Source organism: Nonomuraea monospora, from assembly GCF_039531895.1.
Lineage (GTDB): Bacteria > Actinomycetota > Actinomycetes > Streptosporangiales > Streptosporangiaceae > Nonomuraea > Nonomuraea monospora.
On record NZ_BAAAQX010000019.1, the window covers coordinates 80,594 to 98,277 of the forward strand.

A 17,684-nucleotide genomic window follows, 5' to 3' on the forward strand; every position below is an offset into this window, starting at 1 on the left:
GACCGACCGTTGAGGCTCGCGCCCGACCCACCCGGCCCTCGTGCCGGGTGGGCCTGGCATGATCTGGTTATGACAGACGTGAACGGACTTTCCATCGCGATCCTCGGCGGCACCGGCGACCAGGGCAAGGGGCTGGCGCGGCGGTTCGCGCTGGCCGGGCATCCGGTGCTGATCGGCTCGCGCAGCGCCCAGCGGGCCCAGGAGGCGGCCGGCTCCATCGGGTCCGGCGCCACGGGCGACGAGAACGCCGCCGTCGCCGCGCGGGCCGACCTCGTCATCGTGGCGGTGCCGTACGAAGGGCACAAGGCGCTGCTGGAGTCCCTGCGAACCGAGCTGGCCGGGAAGATCGTGGTCGACTGCGTCAACCCGCTCGGCTTCGACAAGCAGGGCGCCTACGCGCTGGCCGTCGAGGAGGGCAGCGCCGCCCAGCAGGCCGCCGCCGTCCTGCCGGACAGCCGCGTGGTGGCCGCTTTTCACCACGTGTCGGCCGTGGTGCTGATGGACCCGGCGGTGGACAAGGTGGACCTCGACGTGCTGGTGCTGGGGGACGATCGGGAAGCCACCGACACCGTGCAGGCACTGGCCGAGGTGATTCCGGGGGTGCGGGGGGTGTTTGGGGGGCGGCTGCGTAACGCTCACCAGATCGAGGCGCTGACCGCCAACATCATCTCGGTCAACCGCCGGTACAAGGCGCACGCGGGGCTGCGCATCACCGACATCTGACGTCCGCCCGGCCGCCCGGGCCGCACGCGCCTGGCGCACCCGCAGGCCGCACGTGTGGCGCCCGCGCACGCCGCACGAGACGCGCACGCCGCACGCTCGGTGCACGCAGGCTGCACGCGTGGCGCCACACGCATGGCGCGCACGCACGTCGCATGCGTGGTGTCGGGCGCGGTGCTGGATGCCAGGCCGTAGGGGTGCGGGTGTGTGGGGTGGTGGGCGGTGGGGGTGGCATCGAAGGCGTTACAGCCAGCCCGCGTCCTCGGCGATCCGGATGGCGTCGATCTTGTTGCGGGCGCCCGTCTTCGTGATCGCCCCGGTGAGGTAGTTGCGGACGGTGCCGGGGGACAGGTGCAGGCGGGCGGCGATCTCCTCGGCGGACGCGCCCCTGGCCGCCTCCTTGAGGACCGTCGACTCTCTGGGCGTCAGCGGGCTCTCGCCGTACTCCATCGCCGAGGAGACCAGCTCCGCGTCCAGCACGCGCAGCCCGGCGGCGGTGCGCCTGATCGAGTCCGCCAGCCGGTCGCCCGGCGCGTCCTTGACCAGGAACGCCTCGATGCCGGCGGCCAGCGCCCTGCGCACCTGCCCCGGCTGGCCCATGGCCGTGAGGACCAGGATCCGGCAGGACGGCAGGCGCTCGCGGAGGGTGGCGGCGGCGGTGATGCCGTCCATGACCGGCAGGTCGATGTCCACGACGGCGACGTCGGGCCGGACTCGCAGCGCTTTGGGGACGATCTCGTCGCCGCGGGTGACCTCCGCGACCACCTCGATGTCGGGCTCCAGGCGGAGCAGGGCGGTGAGGGCGGCGCGGATCATGTGCATGTCCTCGGCGAGCAGCACCCTGATCATGTCGTGACCTCGACGGCCAGGAGGAAGCCGCCCTCGCCGGTCGGGGCGGCCGTGCAGGAACCGCCCGCCTGCGCCGCCCGCTCGGCCAGCCCTGTCAGGCCGCTCCCCGCGAGACCGGCCTTGGGGATCGGGCCGGTCCCGCTGCCCGCAGGCGCAGACTCGCGTGCTGCGTCGGCCCTGCCGCCCGCAGGTGCAGGCTCGCGAATGGTGTCGGTCCCGCCGGGCGTGCGAGCTGCGTCGGCCCCGCCATACTCAGGGCCGGGGTCGCGGGCTGTGCCGGCGTCGCCACCCACGCGGTCGGGGGCGCCGTCGTTGGCGATCTCCAGGCGTACCGTCCCGCCGTGCGACGACGTGGTGATGGTGCAGGTGGTGGCGCGGCTGTGGCGCAGGACGTTGGTGACGCCCTCGCGTACGGCCCAGGCCAGCGCCTCCTCCGACCGCCTGGGCAGCCGCACGTCCGCCAGGTGAGCCTGCGCGCCCACCCCCGACGACTCCAGCAGCGCCACCGCCCGGTCCACCTCGCCCGCCAGCGACAGCTCCCGGTAGCCCCTGGCGACCTGCCGGACGTCCTGGGCCGCGTCCCTGGCCACCTGCACCAGCTCGCCCACCTCCGTGCGCGCCGCGCCGGGGTCGCGGTCGATGAGGCGTCCGGCCAGGTCACCCTTGAGGGCGATCGCGGTGAGGCTGCGGCCCAGGCCGTCGTGCAGGTCGCGGGAGATGCGCAGCCGTTCCTTGAGGACCGCGGCCTCCGCCAGCTCGGCCCTGGCCTGTTCCAGCTCGACCGTCACCCGGACGAACCGGACGAGCGCGTAGATCATGGCGCCCGTCGTCGCGATGGTGGCCACGTAGAAGAACGTGACGTGCGCGGCCATCAGGCCCCACCACATGCGGGTGCCCTCGCTCAGCATCATCAGCCCGACCAGCGCGCCGCCCCAGCCCAGCGGCAGCAGCACCAGCACCGATCCGGCGAGCAGCGGCGCGGTGAGCGCCGACATGCCGCCGGGCAGCAGCAGGTCGGGCAGGTAGGTGGCCACCGCCTGGAGCACCAGTGTGGCGGGGAAGTACGGCGGGCGCACTCCGCGCAGGCCGGCTCGCATGTTCACGTAATGGGTGACGACGACCGCCGTCATGGACAGCACGGCCAGCACGCCGTAGTAGGCGCCCTGCAGGAAGTAGACGAGGGTGATCGCCGTGTACGCGCACGAGACCGCCGTGATGAGCACGCTCGCCAGCCGGCGGGCGGCGGAGGAGGGGAGCACGACGTCGATTATGACCTGCGGGGTTCCCAGCGGAACCACAGCCGTAGCGCCAGGACGCCCGCGACGGCCCAGCCGGCCAGCGCGGCGAACGGCAGGAGGAGGTCGCCGGTTCTGACCGCGTCCACGACGAGGGTGGTGGGCAGCAGGTCGAGGACGGGACGCAGCCACGACGGCACCGGGACGGGCCCCATCGCGCCCGCCGACACGGCAGCGACGAGGAAGACCGGCATGGTGTAGGCGGCGGCCAGCTCGGCGCGCGGGATCGCCGCCGTGTAGGCGGCCCCGAGCAGGGCCATCACGGCGGAGCCCGCGATCGTGACGGCGGCGAACGCCGACGGGTCGGAGGGGAGCGGGACGCCGGCGGACAGCCGCACGGCCACCGCGCACACCACGATCAGCACGACGGTCTGGGTGGCGGTGCTGGCGATCTGGCCGACCAGGAGCTGCCCGTCGGTCAGCCGGGTGGAGCGCAGCCGCTTGAGTACGAGCTGGTCGCGGCGGGCGGTCAGGGCGACGGTGATGTTCATGAACGCGGTGATCGCCAGGAGGATCGCGATCGAGCTCTGGGCGAGCGCCGTGGCGTTGGCGACGCCCTGGGCGGTGACGTGGCGCATCAGCGTGGGCAGGCCCACGGCCAGGCCGACCGGGGTGATGACCGAGGCGAACAGCATGGACTTGTCCCGCCAGAACAGGCGGGTGCCGAGCCGGTAGGTGGCGGTCAGGCTCATCGGGTGCTCATCTCCAGGAAGGCGGTCGGGCTCATCGGGCGCTCGTCTCCAGGACGGCTCATCGGGTGCTCGTCTCCAGGACGGCTCATCGGGTGCTCGTCTCCAGGAACAGGTCCTCCAGGGTGGCGGGGCGGACCTCCAGGCCCGCCAGGCGCAGCCCGCGCTCGGCCGCCCAGGTCAGCAGCGTCTGGGCGGCCAGGTCGGGGTCCTCGGCGCGGCAGACGGCCAGCCCCTGCTCGACGGTGACGGGCAGCGGCAGGTCGGCGGGGTCCACGTTCGCGGGCAGCCGGAACGCCACCCGCCCGCTGCGGGCCGCCAGCGTCTCGGCCATCCCGCCGGAGGCCACGACGCGGCCCTCGTCCATGATGGCCATCGAGGAGGCCAGCCGTTGCGCCTCCTCCAGGTAGTGCGTGGTCAGCAGGACCGTGGTGCCCTGGCGGGCCAGGTCACGGATGACGGCCCAGGTGGCGGCGCGCGCCTCGGGGTCCATGCCGGTGGTCGGCTCGTCGAGGAAGAGCAGGTCGGGGCGGCCCAGCAGGGCCAGTGCCAGGTCCAGCCTGCGCTTCTCGCCGCCGGAGAGCTGCCGCACCTTGGTGCCCGACCTGGCGCGCAGCCCGGCCAGCTCCAGCGCCTCGTCGCGGGGCCTGGGCGCGGAGGTGAAGTCGCGCCAGGTGTCGACGGTCCGGGCGACCGTCAGGTCAGGGAAGAACCCGGCCTCCTGCAGCATGACGCCGGTGCGCCGGCGGACGGCGGCGCGGTCGGCGTGCGGGTCGAGGCCGAGCACCCGCACGGTGCCGGCATCGGGCCGCTGGAACCCGGCCAGCACCTCGATCGTGGTGGTCTTGCCCGCGCCGTTTTTGCCGAGCAGCGCGAAGATCTCTCCCTCGGTCACCTCGAACGAGATGCCCCGCACCGCCTCGAATCCCTGATGGCTCTTGCGGAGCCCGCTCACGTCGATCGTTGTCATGCCTCCCACTGTCGCCAGGAGCGGAAGCGGGCGACAGTGAAGAATTCACGACTTCCTGGAGAGTTTGAGCAGCGCGTCGGTGACGCCCTCGGGATCGACGAGCTGGTGCAGGTGCATGCCGGGCACCCGGGTGACCGGCCAGCCCCGGCGGGCCGCCTCCTCGGCCACCCCGTCGTACGGCGGGCCGTACCAGAGGCAGGAGCATCTGACGGCGTCCCACCCGGCGGGTACGGGGATCGGCTGCGTGTAGTAGTCGAGCGGCAGCCGCGGCTGTTCGGCCGCCACCCTGATCCGGACGACCGGGTCGGGCAGCATGGCCACCACGTCCTCCTCGTCCCACCAGTCGGTCCAGCGCGGCAGCACGCCCTCGGGGCCCGCCAGGTCGTGCAGGAACGGCAGGAACGACTCCTCCGCGGTCTTGACCAGCCCTTCGCCGGGCGGGATGTGCGCGTCGGCGAACACGCACGCCACCACCCGCTCACCCAGCCCTTCCTTGATCACCGGCAGGAAGAAGCCGGCGTTGCTGTGCACGACCAGCACGAGGGGGCCGTCGGCGGGGACGGCGGCGCGCACCGCCGCCACCACCCTCGGCCAGTAGGGCGCCCCGCCCGCCGACACGCCGGTCAGGTCGGGCACCACGGCGGCATGCCCGCGGCGCTCCAGCGACTCGGCCACCGCAGCCCACGTCGCGGGCCCGACGGAGGGGCTGTGCACGAGTACGAACGTCGTCTGCATGCATCCAGCCTTTCAGACGACGAGGGGGTGGCGGGAGACCGTTCTGCCCGCTCCGTCATAGGACGCCCAGGCCGCGGCCAGGTTGTTCACCGCCCGCGAAAGCTCGTCCTCGGGGAAGAGGAAGTGCAGCCGCAGGTGATCGGCGTAGGCGCCCAGCGGGTCGAACGAGCGGCCGGGCGGCACCGCGACGCCGTGCCTGAGCGCCACCTGGGAGAAGGAGTCGACGTCGCCGTGCGGGACGCGTACCCAGATGGTCTGGCCGCCGAGCGCGGGCTGGAACGTCCAGGACGGCAGGCGGGCGGTCAGCTCGGCGCACAGGTGGTCGTGGCGGCGGCGCAGCGTGGCGAGCTGCCCGGCGCGGACCTCGTCCAGGCGGCGCAGCAGCGCGGCGGCGGCGAGCTGGCTGATCACCTCGCCGCCGAGGTCGTGCACGGCCCGCAGCCTGGCCAGCCGCGAGACCAGCGGGGCCGCCGCGCGGACCCAGCCGACCCGCAGCCCGCCCCACACCAGCTTGCTCAGCGAGCCGACCGTGATGACGTGCTCGCCCCGGTGGAACGTCGCCAGCGGCGCGGGCGTCTCGCCCGAGAAGCACAGCTCGGCGCGGACCTCGTCGTCGATCAGCGGCACGTCGTGCTCGGCCGCCAGCGTGGCCAGCCGCCTGCGGGACGGATTGTCCATGATCGCGCCGTCCGGGTTGCGCACCGAGGGGACGAAGTAGGCCAGGGCCGGTTGCCCGCGCACGTCCTCGACGCTCGCGGCCGGTCTGACGACCGCCGCCGCGTGCCTGAACGCCTCCAGCGCGCCGGGATAGGTCGGCGTCTCGGCCAGCACCGTGTCACCCGGCGCCACCAGCAGCCCCGTGAGCAGGGTGAGCGCCTGCTGGGCGCCCGTCGTCACGATGATCTCGTCGGGCGTCGTGGGCAGGCCGCGGCCGGTGTAGTACGCGGCCAGCGCCGCCCGCAGCTCCGGGTTGCCCGCCGGCTGGTACCCCATCTCGTGCAGCGAGGTCAGCCGGTGGGCGGCCTCGGCGTACGCCTCCTGCAGCGCGGGCGGCGGGTCGTGCGGGGCGGCGCACGTCAGGAGCTGCACGTTGTCCGGCGGATGCAGGATGTGCAGCAGCAGCGGGTTGGCCGCCACGCCGTCGGCCGCGCGCGTGGCGGGCAGGTCGAGCGGGGCGACCCTGGTGCCGCTGCCCTGGCGGCGCACCAGCCGGCCCTCCTGCTGGAGCAGGTCGTACGCGGCCACCACCGTGCCCCGGCCCACCGCCAGCCGCTTGGCCAGCACCCGGTCAGGGGGCAGCGCCTCGTCCGGAGCCAGCACGCCGTCGTCGATCAGCGCCCGCAGGCGTGCGGCGAGCAGCAGGTACAGCGGCCCGCGCCCGGACGCCCAGCGGCCCAGCAGATCGACCAGATCATCGAGATTGGCCCCAGCCATGGACCAATTCTGCCGTATTGGCTCTCATGTCGGGTCTCTTGGCGATACATCCTGAGAACATGAACGATTTCCGCCCCGAGACCAGGGCCGTGCACCTTCCGCAGCCGCCCATCGAGGGCAGCCGCCCGATCACGGTGCCGATCTACCAGACCTCCGGCTTCGTCTTTGACGACCCGGCCGTGATGGCCGAGTCGATGGGGCGCCCCGACGGGGCGTACGTGTACGGGCGCTACAGCAACCCGACGGTGCGCTCGCTGGAGCTCGCCGTGGCAGGCCTGGAGGGCGGCGCGCACGCCATCGCCACCGGCTCGGGCATGGGCGCCATCAACGTCGTCCTGCTCGGCCTGCTCAAGCCCGGCGACCACCTCGTGGCCCAGAGCTCCCTGTACGGCGGCACCGCCGCCATGATCAACGAGCTGGTCGCCCGGTTCGGCATCACCGTCAGCTACGTGCCGGAGAACGACCCCGCCGCCCTGCGCGCCGCCGTCCGCCCGGAGACCCGGCTCGTCTACCTGGAGACCATCAGCAACCCGATGACGCTGGTGGCCGACCTGCCCGGCATGTGCGAGGCCGCCCGCGACCTCGGCATCCTGTCCGTGGTCGACAACACGTTCGCCACGCCCCTGCTGTGCCGCCCGTTCGAGCACGGGGCGGACATCGTCGTCCACTCCACCACCAAGTACCTGTCCGGGCACACCGACGTGGTCGGCGGCCTCGTCGTTCTCGCCGACCGGGGCCTGTACGACGAGCTGTGGCACTTCGCGATCGAGCTGGGGGCCTCGGCCGACCCGTTCGCGAGCTGGCTGACGCTGCGCGGGCTGCAGACGCTCGGGCTGCGCATGGAACGCCACTGCTCCAACGCCCGCCACCTGGCCACCCGGCTGGCCGAGCACCCCGCCGTCACGGCCGTGCACTGGCCGGGGCTGGCCACGCACCCGTCGTACGAGCTGGCGGGCAAGCTGCTGTCGGGGTTCGGCGGGGTGTTCTCGTTCGACCTGGCAGGCGGGCGGGAGGCGGGGGAGCGGTTCATGAGCTCCGTACGCCTGGCGCTGCTCGCCCCGTCCCTCGGCGGCGTCGAGACGCTCGTCCTGCATCCCGCCACCACCTCCCACCGCTCCCTCAACGCGGAGGAGCTGCGGCGCAGCGGCATCGGCGAGGGCACCGTGCGCATCGCCGTCGGCATCGAGCATCCCGACGACCTGTGGGCCGACGTGTCCCAGGCCCTGGCATAGCCTTGGACGCCGTGACCACTGTTACCCACGCCCACGTGCGGGCGGCCGCTGAGCGGATCGCCGGGCACGTCCTGCGCACGCCCGTGATCGAGACCTCGCCCGGGATGTTGCTGAAGCTGGAGCTGCTGCAGCACTCGGGGTCCTTCAAGGTGCGGGGGGCGTTCAACCGGATGCTGTCCGCCGGCGAGGTGCCGGAGAGCGGGGTGATCGCCGCCAGCGGTGGCAACCACGGGCTGGCGGTGGCCTTCGCGGCGCGGGCCCTCGGGGTGCGGGCGGAGATCTTCGTGCCCGAGGTGACCAGCGCGGTCAAGGTGGCGGGGCTGAAGGCGCTGGGCGCGGACATCACGCAGACCGGGGCCATCTACTCCGAGGCCGCAGAAGCCGCCGCGAAGCGGGCCGCCGAGACCGGGGCGCTGCCGGTGCACGCCTACGACCAGGCCGAGGTGGTGGCCGGGCAGGGCACCACGGGGCTGGAGCTGATCGAGCAGACCGGCGGGGTGGACACCGTGGTGGTGGCGGTCGGCGGAGGCGGGTTCGCGGCCGGGATCACCCTCGGGACGGCGGGCTCGTCCGGCGGGCCGAAGATCGTGGCCGTCGAGCCCGAGCTGATCCCGACCCTGCACGCGGCGCTCGAAGCGGGCTCGCCGGTGCAGGTGGGGGTCAGCGGCGTGGGGGCCGACGCGCTGGGGGCCAGCAAGATCGGGGGGCTGGCGTTCGAGGTGCTGGCCTCGCCTCGGGTCGAGAGCGTGCTCGTGCCGGACGAGGCCATCGTGGCGGCGCGGCGGGAGCTGTGGGAGCGGCATCGGCTGGTGACCGAGCACGCCGGCGCCGCGGCCTACGCGGCGGTGATGTCGGGTGCTTATCGGCCGGAGCCCGGTGAGCGGGTGGCTGTGGTGGTGTGCGGCTCGAACACCGACCCGGCCACACTGACCACCGGCTGACCGCGCCGGGTGGCCGTCCCCCGTTCACGGGACGGCCACCGGACGCGCGCCCGCGCCCGTGCCCGCACGAGACGGTCGCCGGACGCGCGCCCGCCCGCTCAGCTGTACGTGCTCAGCTGTACGTGTGCTCCGCCGCTGGGAACGCCCCCGACACCACATCGTCGGCGAACGCCCGCACCGCCCGATCCATCTCTCCGGCCAGATCGGAGTACTGCTTCACGAACCGGGCAGGGTGCGGCGTCAGCCCCATCAGGTCCTGCCACACCAGAACCTGGGCGTCGGTCTGCGCCCCCGCCCCGATCCCGATGGTCGGGATCGCCAGCGACGTCGTCACCCGCTGCGCCAGATCGGCCGGCACGCACTCCAGCACCACCGAGAACGCCCCGGCCCGCTCCAGGTCCTTGGCGTCCGACATGAGCTCGTCACCGGACTGCCCCCGCCCCTGTACGCGGTAACCGCCCATGACGTTGACCGACTGCGGCGTCAGCCCGAGATGCGCCATCACGGGCACGCCCGCCGAGACCAGCGCCTCGACCTGCGGCAGCACCCGCCGCCCGCCCTCCAGCTTGACCGCGTGGGCCCCCGCCTCCTTCATGAACCTCGCCGCCGACTCCAGCGCCTGCTGCGGCGAGGCCTGGTAGGAGCCGAACGGCAGGTCGGCGACGACCAGGGCGCGGGAGGAGCCGCGCACGACGGCGGCCGTGAGCGGCAGGAGGTCGTCGACCGTGACGGGGAGCGTGGAGTCGTAGCCGTAGACGACCATGGCGGCCGAGTCGCCCACGAGCAGGACAGGGATGCCCGCCGCGTCGAACACCCGCGCCGTCATCGCGTCGTAGGCGGTGACCATCGGCCACCGCTCTCCGCGCTGCTTGGCGCCGGTGAGGTCGCGGACGGTGACGCGGCGCCCGGACACGCCGCCGTACAGCGTGGTGGAAGAGGACATGCGTAAACCCTCCAGAAACGTCTCGAGGCGCCCCAGTGGCGTCCCCGGACTCCTTCCGATGATGTCACGCGTGCCATAGCAGGAAAACCTGTGGCGAAACTGTCAGTGCCTCTTGCCAGAATCAACGTCGGAGGTAACGACACACCATGGCTCTCGACCCTTACCGACGTCTGCTCAAAATCCCCGGCGTCCCCACGCTGCTCCTGGTGGGGCTGCTGGCCCGCATGCCCGCCACGGCCGTGGGCATGGCGCTGACCCTGCACGTGGCGGAGGTGATGGGGCTCGGGTACGGCCCGGCAGGGCTGATCGCCATGGCCAGCACGATCGGGTCGGCCATCGGCTCGCCGCTGTCGGGCAGGTTCGTCGACAAGCACGGGTTGCGTCCGGTGCTCACGGTCACCACCGTGGCGCAGGCGGCGTTCTGGGCGAGCGCGTGGGCGATGCCGTTCCCCGTCCTGCTGGCGGCGGCGGTGCCGGCCGGGTTGCTGGCGTTGCCGGTGTTCAGCGTGACCAGGCAGTGCCTGGCGGCGATGGTGCCGGTCGAGCAGCGGCGCAGCGGGTTCGCGCTCGACTCGATGCTGGTCGAGATGTCGTACATGGTGGGGCCGGCGCTCGCGGTGGCGGGCATCACGGCGTTCGGCAGCGGCGTGACGCTGACCGCCATCGGCGTGGGCCTGACGCTGGCGGGCGTGGGGCTGATCCTGCTCAACCCGCCGGTCCGCTCGGCGGAGGAGCTCAAGGCGGAGACGGTGCAGGTGCCGAGGCGGCAGTGGCTCACGCCCGCGTTCGTCGCGCTGCTCGGCACGGCCGCTGCCGCCACGTTCGTGCTCACCGCGACCGAGCTCTCCCTGGTCGCGACCATGAACGAGGCCGGTCAGACGGTGTGGGTCGGGCTGGCGGTGGCCATCTGGTGCGTGTTCTCGCTCGTCGGCGGCTTCGTGTACGGCGGGCTGTCGCGCGGCTTCTCGCCGCTGGCCCTGATCGCCGCCATGGGCGTGCTCACCATCCCGGTCGGGCTGGTCGGGGGCGGGTGGCACTGGCTGGTGCTGGCGCTCCTGCCCGCCGGGCTGCTGTGCGCGCCGTCGCTGTCGTCCACGGTGGACGCGCTCAGCCGGTGGGTGCCCAGCGCGGCCCGGGGCGAGGCCATGGGCTTCCACGGCACCGCCCTGCTGATCGGCGGGGCCGCGTCGGCTCCCATCGCGGGCGCCGTGATCGACGGGGCGGGGCCGGAGTGGGCGTTCGTGCTGGCCGGGGTGGTGGGGGTGGCCATGGTCCTGGTCGCCCTGCCGTTCTGGCGTCGGCGTCCTGGCGCCGGGCCGGGGAGGTCGCTGGAGCAGGAGGTGGCTGAGCTGGCCGAGCGCGAGCCGGTCGAGCCGGTTGCGGCCGTCAGGGGGACGGACGAGCCGGTCGGGACGGGGGAGTCGCCGCGGGAGTGAGCGGGGGCCGCTCCCGCGGCGCCGAGAGTTTACCGGAGGTTTACGAAACGGGACCGTTGCGTATCGGAATACCTTCCGATACGGTGGCGTTGCGAAACTTACCCGTATCGAAATTAAGGACACCCCCATGGACCCGAACGCAGGACACCCACGCCGCTGGGGCATCCTCGGCGTGCTCGTGTTCAGCCTGCTGGCGGTAGTGCTCGACAACACGATCCTCAACGTCGCGATGAAGACCATCGCCGACGAGACGGTCGGGCTCGGCGCCACCCAGAGCGAGCTGGAATGGGCGATCAACTCCTACACGCTCGTCTTCGCCGGCTTGTTGTTCACCTTCGGCGTGATCGGCGACCGAACAGGTCGCAAGCGCATGTTGTTCATCGGCATGTTGCTGTTCGGCCTGGCCTCGCTGGCCAGCGCCTACGCGCAGGACCCGATGCAGCTCATCCTGGCCAGGGCGGCGATGGGCATCGGCGGCGCGGCCATCATGCCGGCCACGCTGGCGATCATCTCCAACGTGTTCCCACCGGCCGAGCGGGGCAAGGCGATCGGCGTGTGGGCCGGTGGCGTGGGGCTCGCGGTGGCGATCGGCCCGATCACGGGCGGCCTGCTGATCGAGCACTTCTGGTGGGGCTCGGTCTTCCTGATCAACGTGCCGATCGTGGTGATCAGCATGATCTTGATCTCGATCGTGGTGCCCGAGTCGCGTGACCCCAAGCCGTCCAGGCTCGACCCGGTCGGCGTGGTGCTGTCGATCATCGGCCTGGTGGCCCTGGTGTACGGCATCATCCGCGGCGGCGAGCTGGCCACGCTGGCGAGCGCGGAGGTGCTGGTCCCGACGCTGGTCGGGGTGGCGGTGCTGGGCGTGTTCGTGTGGTGGGAGCGGCGCATCGACCACCCGGTGTTCGACGTGCGCAGCTTCAGCAACGTGCGCTTCAGCTCGGCCATCGGCATGATGGGCATCGTCTTCTTCGCGATGATGGGCGGGATGTTCTTCCTCACGTTCTTCCTGCAGATCGTGCGGGGGTACACGCCGATCCAGGCGGGCGCGCTGATGATCCCGTTCGCCGCCGCGCAGCTCATCTTCGCGCCGCTCAGCCAGCGCATCAACGAGCGGTTCGGCGCCAAGCTTTCGGCGACCGTCAGCATGGTGGTGGTGACGCTGGCCCTCGGCAGCTACGCGCTGATGGACATGAACACCCCGATCCTGCTCATCGAGGTCATCTTCTTCGTGCAGGGCGCCGCGATGGCCAACATCATGCCGCCGGCGACGACGGCCATCATGGAGTCGCTGCCCAGGGAGAAGGCCGGGGTCGGCTCGGCGATGAGCAACACCGTCCGGCAGGTGTCCGGCGCGCTCGGCGTGGCGGTGCTCGGCTCGGTGCTGTCGTCGCAGTACCGGGGCGGGATGGAGCCCGCGCTGGCCGTCCTGCCCGAGGGCGTGCGGCACGCGGCCGGTGAGTCGATCATGGCGACCATGGCGGTCGTGCAGGAGCTGGGCGCGAAGGGGCAGTCGCTGGTGCAGCCGGCGTTCACCGCCTTCGTGGACGGCATGCACGTCACCGCGCTGGTGTCGGCCGTGATCGGGCTGGTCGGCATCGGGGTGGTGGCTCGGTGGATGCCCGGCAAGCCCAGCTCCGCCAAGCACGCGGAGCAGAAGGAGCCGGTGCTGACGTCGTCCCGAGGATGAGGGGCGGCCGGGCCGATGGAGCGATCAGCGGGCGGCGCGTACGCGACCTGCCGCCCTGAAGTCCGGCGCGAGCGCGCCGGCGAGGTATGGTGAGGCCGCGATGACCATCCAGGAATCCGGGACTGCCCGCCCCGCGGGCCGTCCGCGCAGCGAGAAGGCCGAGAAGGCGATCGTCGAGGCGGTGCTCGACCTGATCGGCGAGGGCATGGGAGTGTCCGAGCTGACCATCGAGGCGATCGCGGCGCGGGCTGGCGTCGGCAAGACCACGATCTACCGCCGCTGGGGCAACAAGGAAGACCTGGTGGTCGACGCGCTGTCCACGCTCAAGGCGCCGCTGCCGCCGCTGGCGGGCACGTCCGTGCGCGACGACCTGGTCGCCCTGGTCGACGCGATGCGCAGGGAGCACGGCCAGGCCCGCAGCCGCTGCGTGATGAACATCGCGATGAGCGAGGCCGACCGTTATCCCCAGCTCTTCGAACGCTTTCTCCAGCGGGCCGTCGAGCCCCGCCGCAAGGCGATGCGCGAGGTGATCGAGCGGGGCGTCGCCTCCGGCGAGCTCCGCGCCGACCTCGACGTGGACATGGCGCAGGCCATGATCTCCGGCACGATGCTGTGGCACACCAAGTGGGGCCCGGCGGGCGACCTCTCGCTCGACCTGGCCGAACGGGTCGTCGACGCGGCCCTGGCCGGAATGGCCCCGTGACGTCTGCAGAAGAAATGTAGGCGGCCGGGATAGCATCCTGGTTCGCCCCACGAAGTCGCTCGGATGGCCGGCTTCGCGGGGCGCCATTGTTTCCGGATCTTTCGGCCTAGGCAGAACGTGAGCCTTGTTCTAATCTCCGGCCATGGGCCACTTGCGGAAGCTCGCGTCCATCGTCGCGCTCGCGTCGGGCCTGCTGGTGGCAGGCGCCGGCGCGGCCCTGGCCCACGAGGAGCGCCCGGTCACGTTCCCCGACGGCACGGGCTCGGTGCCGGTCCTGCGCCAGGGCGAGCCGGACCTGCTGGTCTGTAAGACCGATAAAGATGATTTTGAACGTCGAATCGCCCAATTTCCGGCCGACCTCAAAGCACGCAATCTCGACTTGTTCGCGAAATGTCAGGAAACGGGGCTTCGGCATGTGCAGGAGGCCGTGGACCGGGTGAACCGGCCCGGGATGACCATCGCCATCCTGCCCGGCCTCTACCGCGAGGAGCCCAGCCGCCCCGCCCCCACCGGCGCCTGCGCCCGCCTGGCCGCCCGCTGGTCCGACTGGGGATACCAGATCCTCAGCTACGAGCAGCAGCTCCAGTGCCCGCACAACCAGAACCTGGTCGCCATCCTCGGCAAGCAGGACCTCCAGATCGAGGGCACCGGCGCAGGCCCGCTGGACGTCGTCATCGACGCCGAGTACACCAAGCTGAACGCCGTCCGCGCCGACCGCGCAGACGGCGTCTACTTCAGGAACCTCACCGCCCAGCGCACCACCTTCAACTCCCTGTACGTGCTGGAGACCGACGGCTTCGTCATCGACCGCGTCCTGACCCGCTGGAACGACGAGTACGGCTTCCTCACCTTCGCCAGCGACCACGGCCTCTACACCGACTGCGAGGCGTACGGCAACGGCGACGGCGGCCTCTACCCGGGCAGCGCCTCCAACCTGAACGAGGGCCGCGGCCACGACGTCCCCCGCTACGCCATCGAGATCCGCCGCTGCAAGAGCCACGACAACGCGCTCGGCTACTCCGGCACCGCGGGCGACTCGCTCTGGGTGCACGACAACGAGTTCTACGACAACATGGTCGGCGCCACGATGGACAGCCTCTGGCCCTCCCACCCCGGCCTGCCGCAGAACCACGCCAAGTTCGAGAACAACAAGATCTACGACAACAACCGCGACTACTACCGCCACACCCGCGACGGCACCTGCGCCAAGCCGGCCGCCGAGCGCGGCTACGAGCGGGGCGTCGTGTGCTCGCAGGTGGGGGTGCCGCCGGGCACGGGCGTCATCGTGGCGGGCGGCAACTACAACGTGTTCTCGAACAACCAGGTCTGGGGGCACCGGCGGGCGGGGTTCCAGCTCTTCGGGGTTCCGGCGTTCATCAGGGGTGAGGAGGACCTCGCCAAGCAGGCCGACACGTCCGACTTCAACCGCTACGAGCGCAACGTCTTCGGCGTCAGCCCGGCGGGGGAGCTGCGGCCGAACGGGCTGGACGTGTGGTGGGACGGGCAGGGCAGCGGCAACTGCTGGCAGGCGGACGCTGGGCCGTCCTCACCCGTGGTGCTGCCCGTCTGTGCCGCCACGGCGCCCGAGCTGTCGGGTGGGACGCGGCGGCTGCTGGCCGAGCCGGTCAAGCTCGTCAAGCTGTATCTGTGCGCCGACTTCAGTGCGGCGCAGGCGCGGCTGCCCGCTGGATGTGACTGGTTCGGGGCTTCGGGGCTGGGCAAGGTGGAGACGCAGCTCGCGCTGGGGGGATCGCTGGTGCTGGGGCTGCTGGCGGGGTTGTTCTGGTGGCGGTCGCGACAGGCGGTCCGGCAGGTGGACCGGCCGCGGGACGTTTCGCGCGGTGGCGAGCGAGGCGCCGAGGGGGACGGGGAACGCGGCGGTGAGCGAGCCGTCGAGGAGAGCAAGGCGCGGCGGCGGCATCGGCTGATCGTGGCGGGGACCGTGGCGGGCGGGCTCGGGCTGGTGCTCGACGTCGTGGCCGCGGCCGTCGGCAGCCCGGCGCAGACCGGGGCGGCGTTGTTGCTGATGGGGGCGTGGTGGCTGTGCTTGGGGTCGGCGCTGCGGGCGGGGCGGCCGGTGTTCGGCTGGTTCACGATCGTGGTGGGGGTGCTGGCCTGTCTGGACGCGTTTGATCGGCTGGTGTACCTGATTCCGGTCATTCCGTTGGGGCCGGGGTGGATCCGGGGGCTGGTCACCGGGGTCTGGGTGTTGTGGGCGGTGGTCGTGCTGGCGCCGAGGCGGGCGCGTGCGGCGGCTGAGCAGCCCGCCGAGGCCGAGGTGCCCAGGTGAGGCTCGCGCCACTGGGTCGGGCGCGGCTTACGGGCCGGGGCTGCGCGTGGGGCGGGGGTGTGCTGGCGTGCTGCCTCGTTCTGGCGGTACTGTCCGTCACCGGCTGCGGGCCGCTGTCGCGGACGCATCGCGACCCCGGCAACAGCCACGCGGTGGCGACCGGCGTGCCCGGCGAACGGGCGGACGCCGAGATCACCATCGCGAACGGCCGGGTCGATCCGCCGCCCGGCTGGCTGGAGGTGCGCCAGGGCAGGCAGTTCACCATCACCGTCACCAGCGACGTGCCCGACGAGCTGCACGTGCACGGCTACGACCTCGCCGCCGAGCTGCGCCCGGGGGTGCCCGCGACGGTCCGGTTCACGGCGGACCTGACCGGCGTGTTCCAGGTGGAGACCCACCGCGCCAAACTGGTCCTCACCCAACTGGCGGTCCGGTGACGGGCTTGCTCACGGCGGGCGGGCTGGCCGGCGGCCCGGTGACGGGCTTGCCGACGGCGGATGGGCTCGTCGGCGGTCCGGTGACGGCGGGCGTTCTGGCGCATGGTGTTGGGGAGCGGTCCGACCTGCCGATCCCGATCTTCTACGCCTACGCGGGCGCGTTCGCCGCGCTGGTCGTCTCGTTCCTGGCACTGGCCCTGCTCTGGGCCGACTCCCGCTTCCGCGGCGATCTCGCCGGCCGCCCCGTCACCCTGCCCGTCACCGGCGGCAAGGCCACCAGGACGGCCCGCGTCCTGACCCTGATGGCCGCCGTCTACACCCTGGCCTGGCTCATCCTCGGCCCCGCCACCGAGAACGCGGCCCCGTACCTGGTGTACGTGCTGTTCTGGGTCGGCCTGGTGCCCGCGTCGCTGCTGCTCGGCCCCGTGTGGCGGGCGCTGAACCCGTTCCGGCTGCTGCCCGACCGCCCGCGCCGCCCGTACCCCGCCAGGCTGGGGTTGTGGCCCGCGGCGGCGGGCCTGCTCGCGTTCACCTGGATGGAGCTGGTCGCGCCCGAGCCCGCCGCACCTCTGACCCTGCTGATCTTCCTCAGTCTGTACGCCGCCGCGCAGCTCACCGGCACCCTTGTGTACGGCCACGCCTGGCTGGAACACGGCGACCCGTTCGAGGCGTATTCGACCCTGATCGGCCAGATGTCCCCCCTCGGTCGGCGAGCGGACGGCGGTCGCGTGCTGCGCAACCCGTTCGACGGCCTGGACGCCGTCGCCCCGGCCCCCGGCCTGGTCGCCACGGTCTGCGTGCTGCTCGGCAGCACCGCCTACGACGGCTTCTCCACCAGCCCCGCCTGGGTGAACGCCCTGCAGTCCGGCCCGTTCGGCGGGCGCGCGGGCCTCGGCACGATCGGGCTGCTGGCGGCCATCGCGGGCGTGGCCGTGCTGTACGCCGCCTGCCTCTTCGCGGCCGGACTGATCGGCGGCACGAAGGGGCTGGCGGGCCGCTTCGCGCACTCGTTGCTGCCCATCGCCGTCGGCTACCTGATCGCGCACTACTTCTCGCTGCTGGTCATCGAGGGCAGGCACGCCATCATCCTGGCGCTGGGCCTGGACGCGGAGGTGGACCAGAACGCCGTCGCCCCCGGGACGATCGCCACCGTGCAGGTGCTGGCCATCGTGCTCGGCCACGTCGCTGGCGTGGTGGCCGCGCACGACCGGTCGGTCAGGCTGCTGCCGCCCGCGCGGGCGGTGGCGGGCCAGATCCCGCTGTTCGTGCTGATGATCTGCTACACGACGGGCGGCCTGACCCTGCTCCTGGCGTAAGAGG

The 17,684-nt window shown here is 72.4% G+C and carries 16 protein-coding genes; 9 read left to right on the plus strand and 7 right to left on the minus strand.

Annotated features, from left to right (window positions below; genetic code table 11):
* Positions 1-69: 69 nt before the first annotated feature.
* Positions 70-723 (plus strand): NADPH-dependent F420 reductase, encoded by a 654-nt coding sequence (gene npdG / locus ABD331_RS32325; protein WP_344482989.1) that lies wholly within the window; start codon positions 70-72, stop codon positions 721-723.
* A gap of 240 nt (positions 724-963) precedes the next feature.
* On the opposite strand, the gene ABD331_RS32330 is transcribed toward npdG, so the two are convergent.
* The 6 genes from ABD331_RS32330 to ABD331_RS32355 all read right to left on the minus strand — a co-directional run bounded on the left by ABD331_RS32330 (position 964) and on the right by ABD331_RS32355 (position 6,692).
* Positions 964-1,569, minus strand: coding sequence for a response regulator transcription factor (locus ABD331_RS32330; protein ID WP_344482992.1), 606 nt, complete (start codon positions 1,567-1,569; stop codon positions 964-966).
* A complete protein-coding gene (locus tag ABD331_RS32335; protein WP_344482995.1) occupies positions 1,566-2,828 on the minus strand; it encodes a sensor histidine kinase in 1,263 nt (420 codons plus the stop codon). Before ABD331_RS32335 ends, ABD331_RS32330 begins: the two co-directional genes overlap by 4 nt.
* A gap of 8 nt (positions 2,829-2,836) precedes the next feature.
* Positions 2,837-3,556: an ABC transporter permease gene (locus tag ABD331_RS32340; protein ID WP_344482998.1), complete on the minus strand. Its 720-nt coding sequence runs from the start codon at positions 3,554-3,556 to the stop codon at positions 2,837-2,839.
* An 85-nt stretch (positions 3,557-3,641) separates the two neighbouring features.
* Complete coding sequence (locus ABD331_RS32345) at positions 3,642-4,523, minus strand: ABC transporter ATP-binding protein (RefSeq protein WP_344483001.1); 882 nt, start codon at positions 4,521-4,523, stop codon at positions 3,642-3,644.
* Between the two features lie 45 nt (positions 4,524-4,568).
* Positions 4,569-5,258, minus strand: coding sequence for an alpha/beta hydrolase (locus tag ABD331_RS32350; RefSeq protein WP_344483004.1), 690 nt, complete (start codon positions 5,256-5,258; stop codon positions 4,569-4,571).
* A gap of 12 nt (positions 5,259-5,270) precedes the next feature.
* Complete coding sequence (locus ABD331_RS32355) at positions 5,271-6,692, minus strand: aminotransferase-like domain-containing protein (protein ID WP_344483007.1); 1,422 nt, start codon at positions 6,690-6,692, stop codon at positions 5,271-5,273.
* Positions 6,693-6,751: 59 nt separating this feature from the next.
* Between ABD331_RS32355 and ABD331_RS32360 the strand changes: the two genes are divergently transcribed.
* Together ABD331_RS32360 and ABD331_RS32365 are read left to right on the plus strand one after the other, a co-directional pair.
* Positions 6,752-7,924 carry a trans-sulfuration enzyme family protein gene (locus tag ABD331_RS32360; protein WP_344483010.1) on the plus strand — a complete coding sequence of 391 codons (1,173 nt, stop codon included), beginning with the start codon at positions 6,752-6,754 and terminating at the stop codon, positions 7,922-7,924.
* An 11-nt stretch (positions 7,925-7,935) separates the two neighbouring features.
* Entirely contained in the window at positions 7,936-8,865 is a 930-nt protein-coding gene (locus ABD331_RS32365; RefSeq protein WP_344483013.1) for a threonine/serine dehydratase, read from the plus strand.
* 112 nt (positions 8,866-8,977) lie between these two features.
* Here ABD331_RS32365 and panB read toward each other — a convergent pair whose 3' ends face one another.
* On the minus strand, positions 8,978-9,808 hold the full coding sequence (gene panB / locus ABD331_RS32370; protein WP_344483015.1) for a 3-methyl-2-oxobutanoate hydroxymethyltransferase: 831 nt from the start codon (positions 9,806-9,808) through the stop codon (positions 8,978-8,980).
* A 146-nt stretch (positions 9,809-9,954) separates the two neighbouring features.
* Between panB and ABD331_RS32375 the strand changes: the two genes are divergently transcribed.
* From ABD331_RS32375 to ABD331_RS32400, 6 genes are all read left to right on the plus strand, one after another.
* Entirely contained in the window at positions 9,955-11,244 is a 1,290-nt protein-coding gene (locus tag ABD331_RS32375) for an MFS transporter (protein WP_344483018.1), read from the plus strand.
* A gap of 127 nt (positions 11,245-11,371) precedes the next feature.
* Positions 11,372-12,934, plus strand: a complete 1,563-nt coding sequence (locus ABD331_RS32380; protein ID WP_344483021.1) for an MFS transporter — start codon at positions 11,372-11,374, stop codon at positions 12,932-12,934.
* A 100-nt stretch (positions 12,935-13,034) separates the two neighbouring features.
* Positions 13,035-13,637, plus strand: coding sequence for a TetR/AcrR family transcriptional regulator (locus tag ABD331_RS32385; RefSeq protein WP_344483024.1), 603 nt, complete (start codon positions 13,035-13,037; stop codon positions 13,635-13,637).
* Positions 13,638-13,779: 142 nt separating this feature from the next.
* The gene (locus ABD331_RS32390) at positions 13,780-15,927 is read left to right on the plus strand and encodes a right-handed parallel beta-helix repeat-containing protein (RefSeq protein ID WP_344483027.1); all 2,148 of its coding nucleotides are present in this window, start codon (positions 13,780-13,782) and stop codon (positions 15,925-15,927) included.
* Entirely contained in the window at positions 15,924-16,364 is a 441-nt protein-coding gene (locus ABD331_RS32395; protein ID WP_344483030.1) for a cupredoxin domain-containing protein, read from the plus strand. Before ABD331_RS32390 ends, ABD331_RS32395 begins: the two co-directional genes overlap by 4 nt.
* Positions 16,361-17,680: a hypothetical protein gene (locus ABD331_RS32400; RefSeq protein ID WP_344483033.1), complete on the plus strand. Its 1,320-nt coding sequence runs from the start codon at positions 16,361-16,363 to the stop codon at positions 17,678-17,680. The genes ABD331_RS32395 and ABD331_RS32400 overlap by 4 nt, the downstream gene beginning before the upstream one ends.
* Positions 17,681-17,684: the final 4 nt, after the last annotated feature.

Coding starts and splice junctions, on each gene's coding strand:
- ABD331_RS32340 (WP_344482998.1), bottom strand. CDS start 3,556: ATGAGCCTGACCGCCACCTACCGGCTCGGCACCCGCCTGTTCTGGCGG.
- ABD331_RS32360 (WP_344483010.1), top strand. CDS start 6,752: ATGAACGATTTCCGCCCCGAGACCAGGGCCGTGCACCTTCCGCAGCCG.
- ABD331_RS32385 (WP_344483024.1), top strand. CDS start 13,035: ATGACCATCCAGGAATCCGGGACTGCCCGCCCCGCGGGCCGTCCGCGC.
- ABD331_RS32390 (WP_344483027.1), top strand. CDS start 13,780: ATGGGCCACTTGCGGAAGCTCGCGTCCATCGTCGCGCTCGCGTCGGGC.
- ABD331_RS32345 (WP_344483001.1), bottom strand. CDS start 4,523: ATGACAACGATCGACGTGAGCGGGCTCCGCAAGAGCCATCAGGGATTC.
- npdG (WP_344482989.1), top strand. CDS start 70: ATGACAGACGTGAACGGACTTTCCATCGCGATCCTCGGCGGCACCGGC.
- ABD331_RS32355 (WP_344483007.1), bottom strand. CDS start 6,692: ATGGCTGGGGCCAATCTCGATGATCTGGTCGATCTGCTGGGCCGCTGG.
- ABD331_RS32350 (WP_344483004.1), bottom strand. CDS start 5,258: ATGCAGACGACGTTCGTACTCGTGCACAGCCCCTCCGTCGGGCCCGCG.
- panB (WP_344483015.1), bottom strand. CDS start 9,808: ATGTCCTCTTCCACCACGCTGTACGGCGGCGTGTCCGGGCGCCGCGTC.
- ABD331_RS32380 (WP_344483021.1), top strand. CDS start 11,372: ATGGACCCGAACGCAGGACACCCACGCCGCTGGGGCATCCTCGGCGTG.
- ABD331_RS32330 (WP_344482992.1), bottom strand. CDS start 1,569: ATGATCAGGGTGCTGCTCGCCGAGGACATGCACATGATCCGCGCCGCC.
- ABD331_RS32375 (WP_344483018.1), top strand. CDS start 9,955: ATGGCTCTCGACCCTTACCGACGTCTGCTCAAAATCCCCGGCGTCCCC.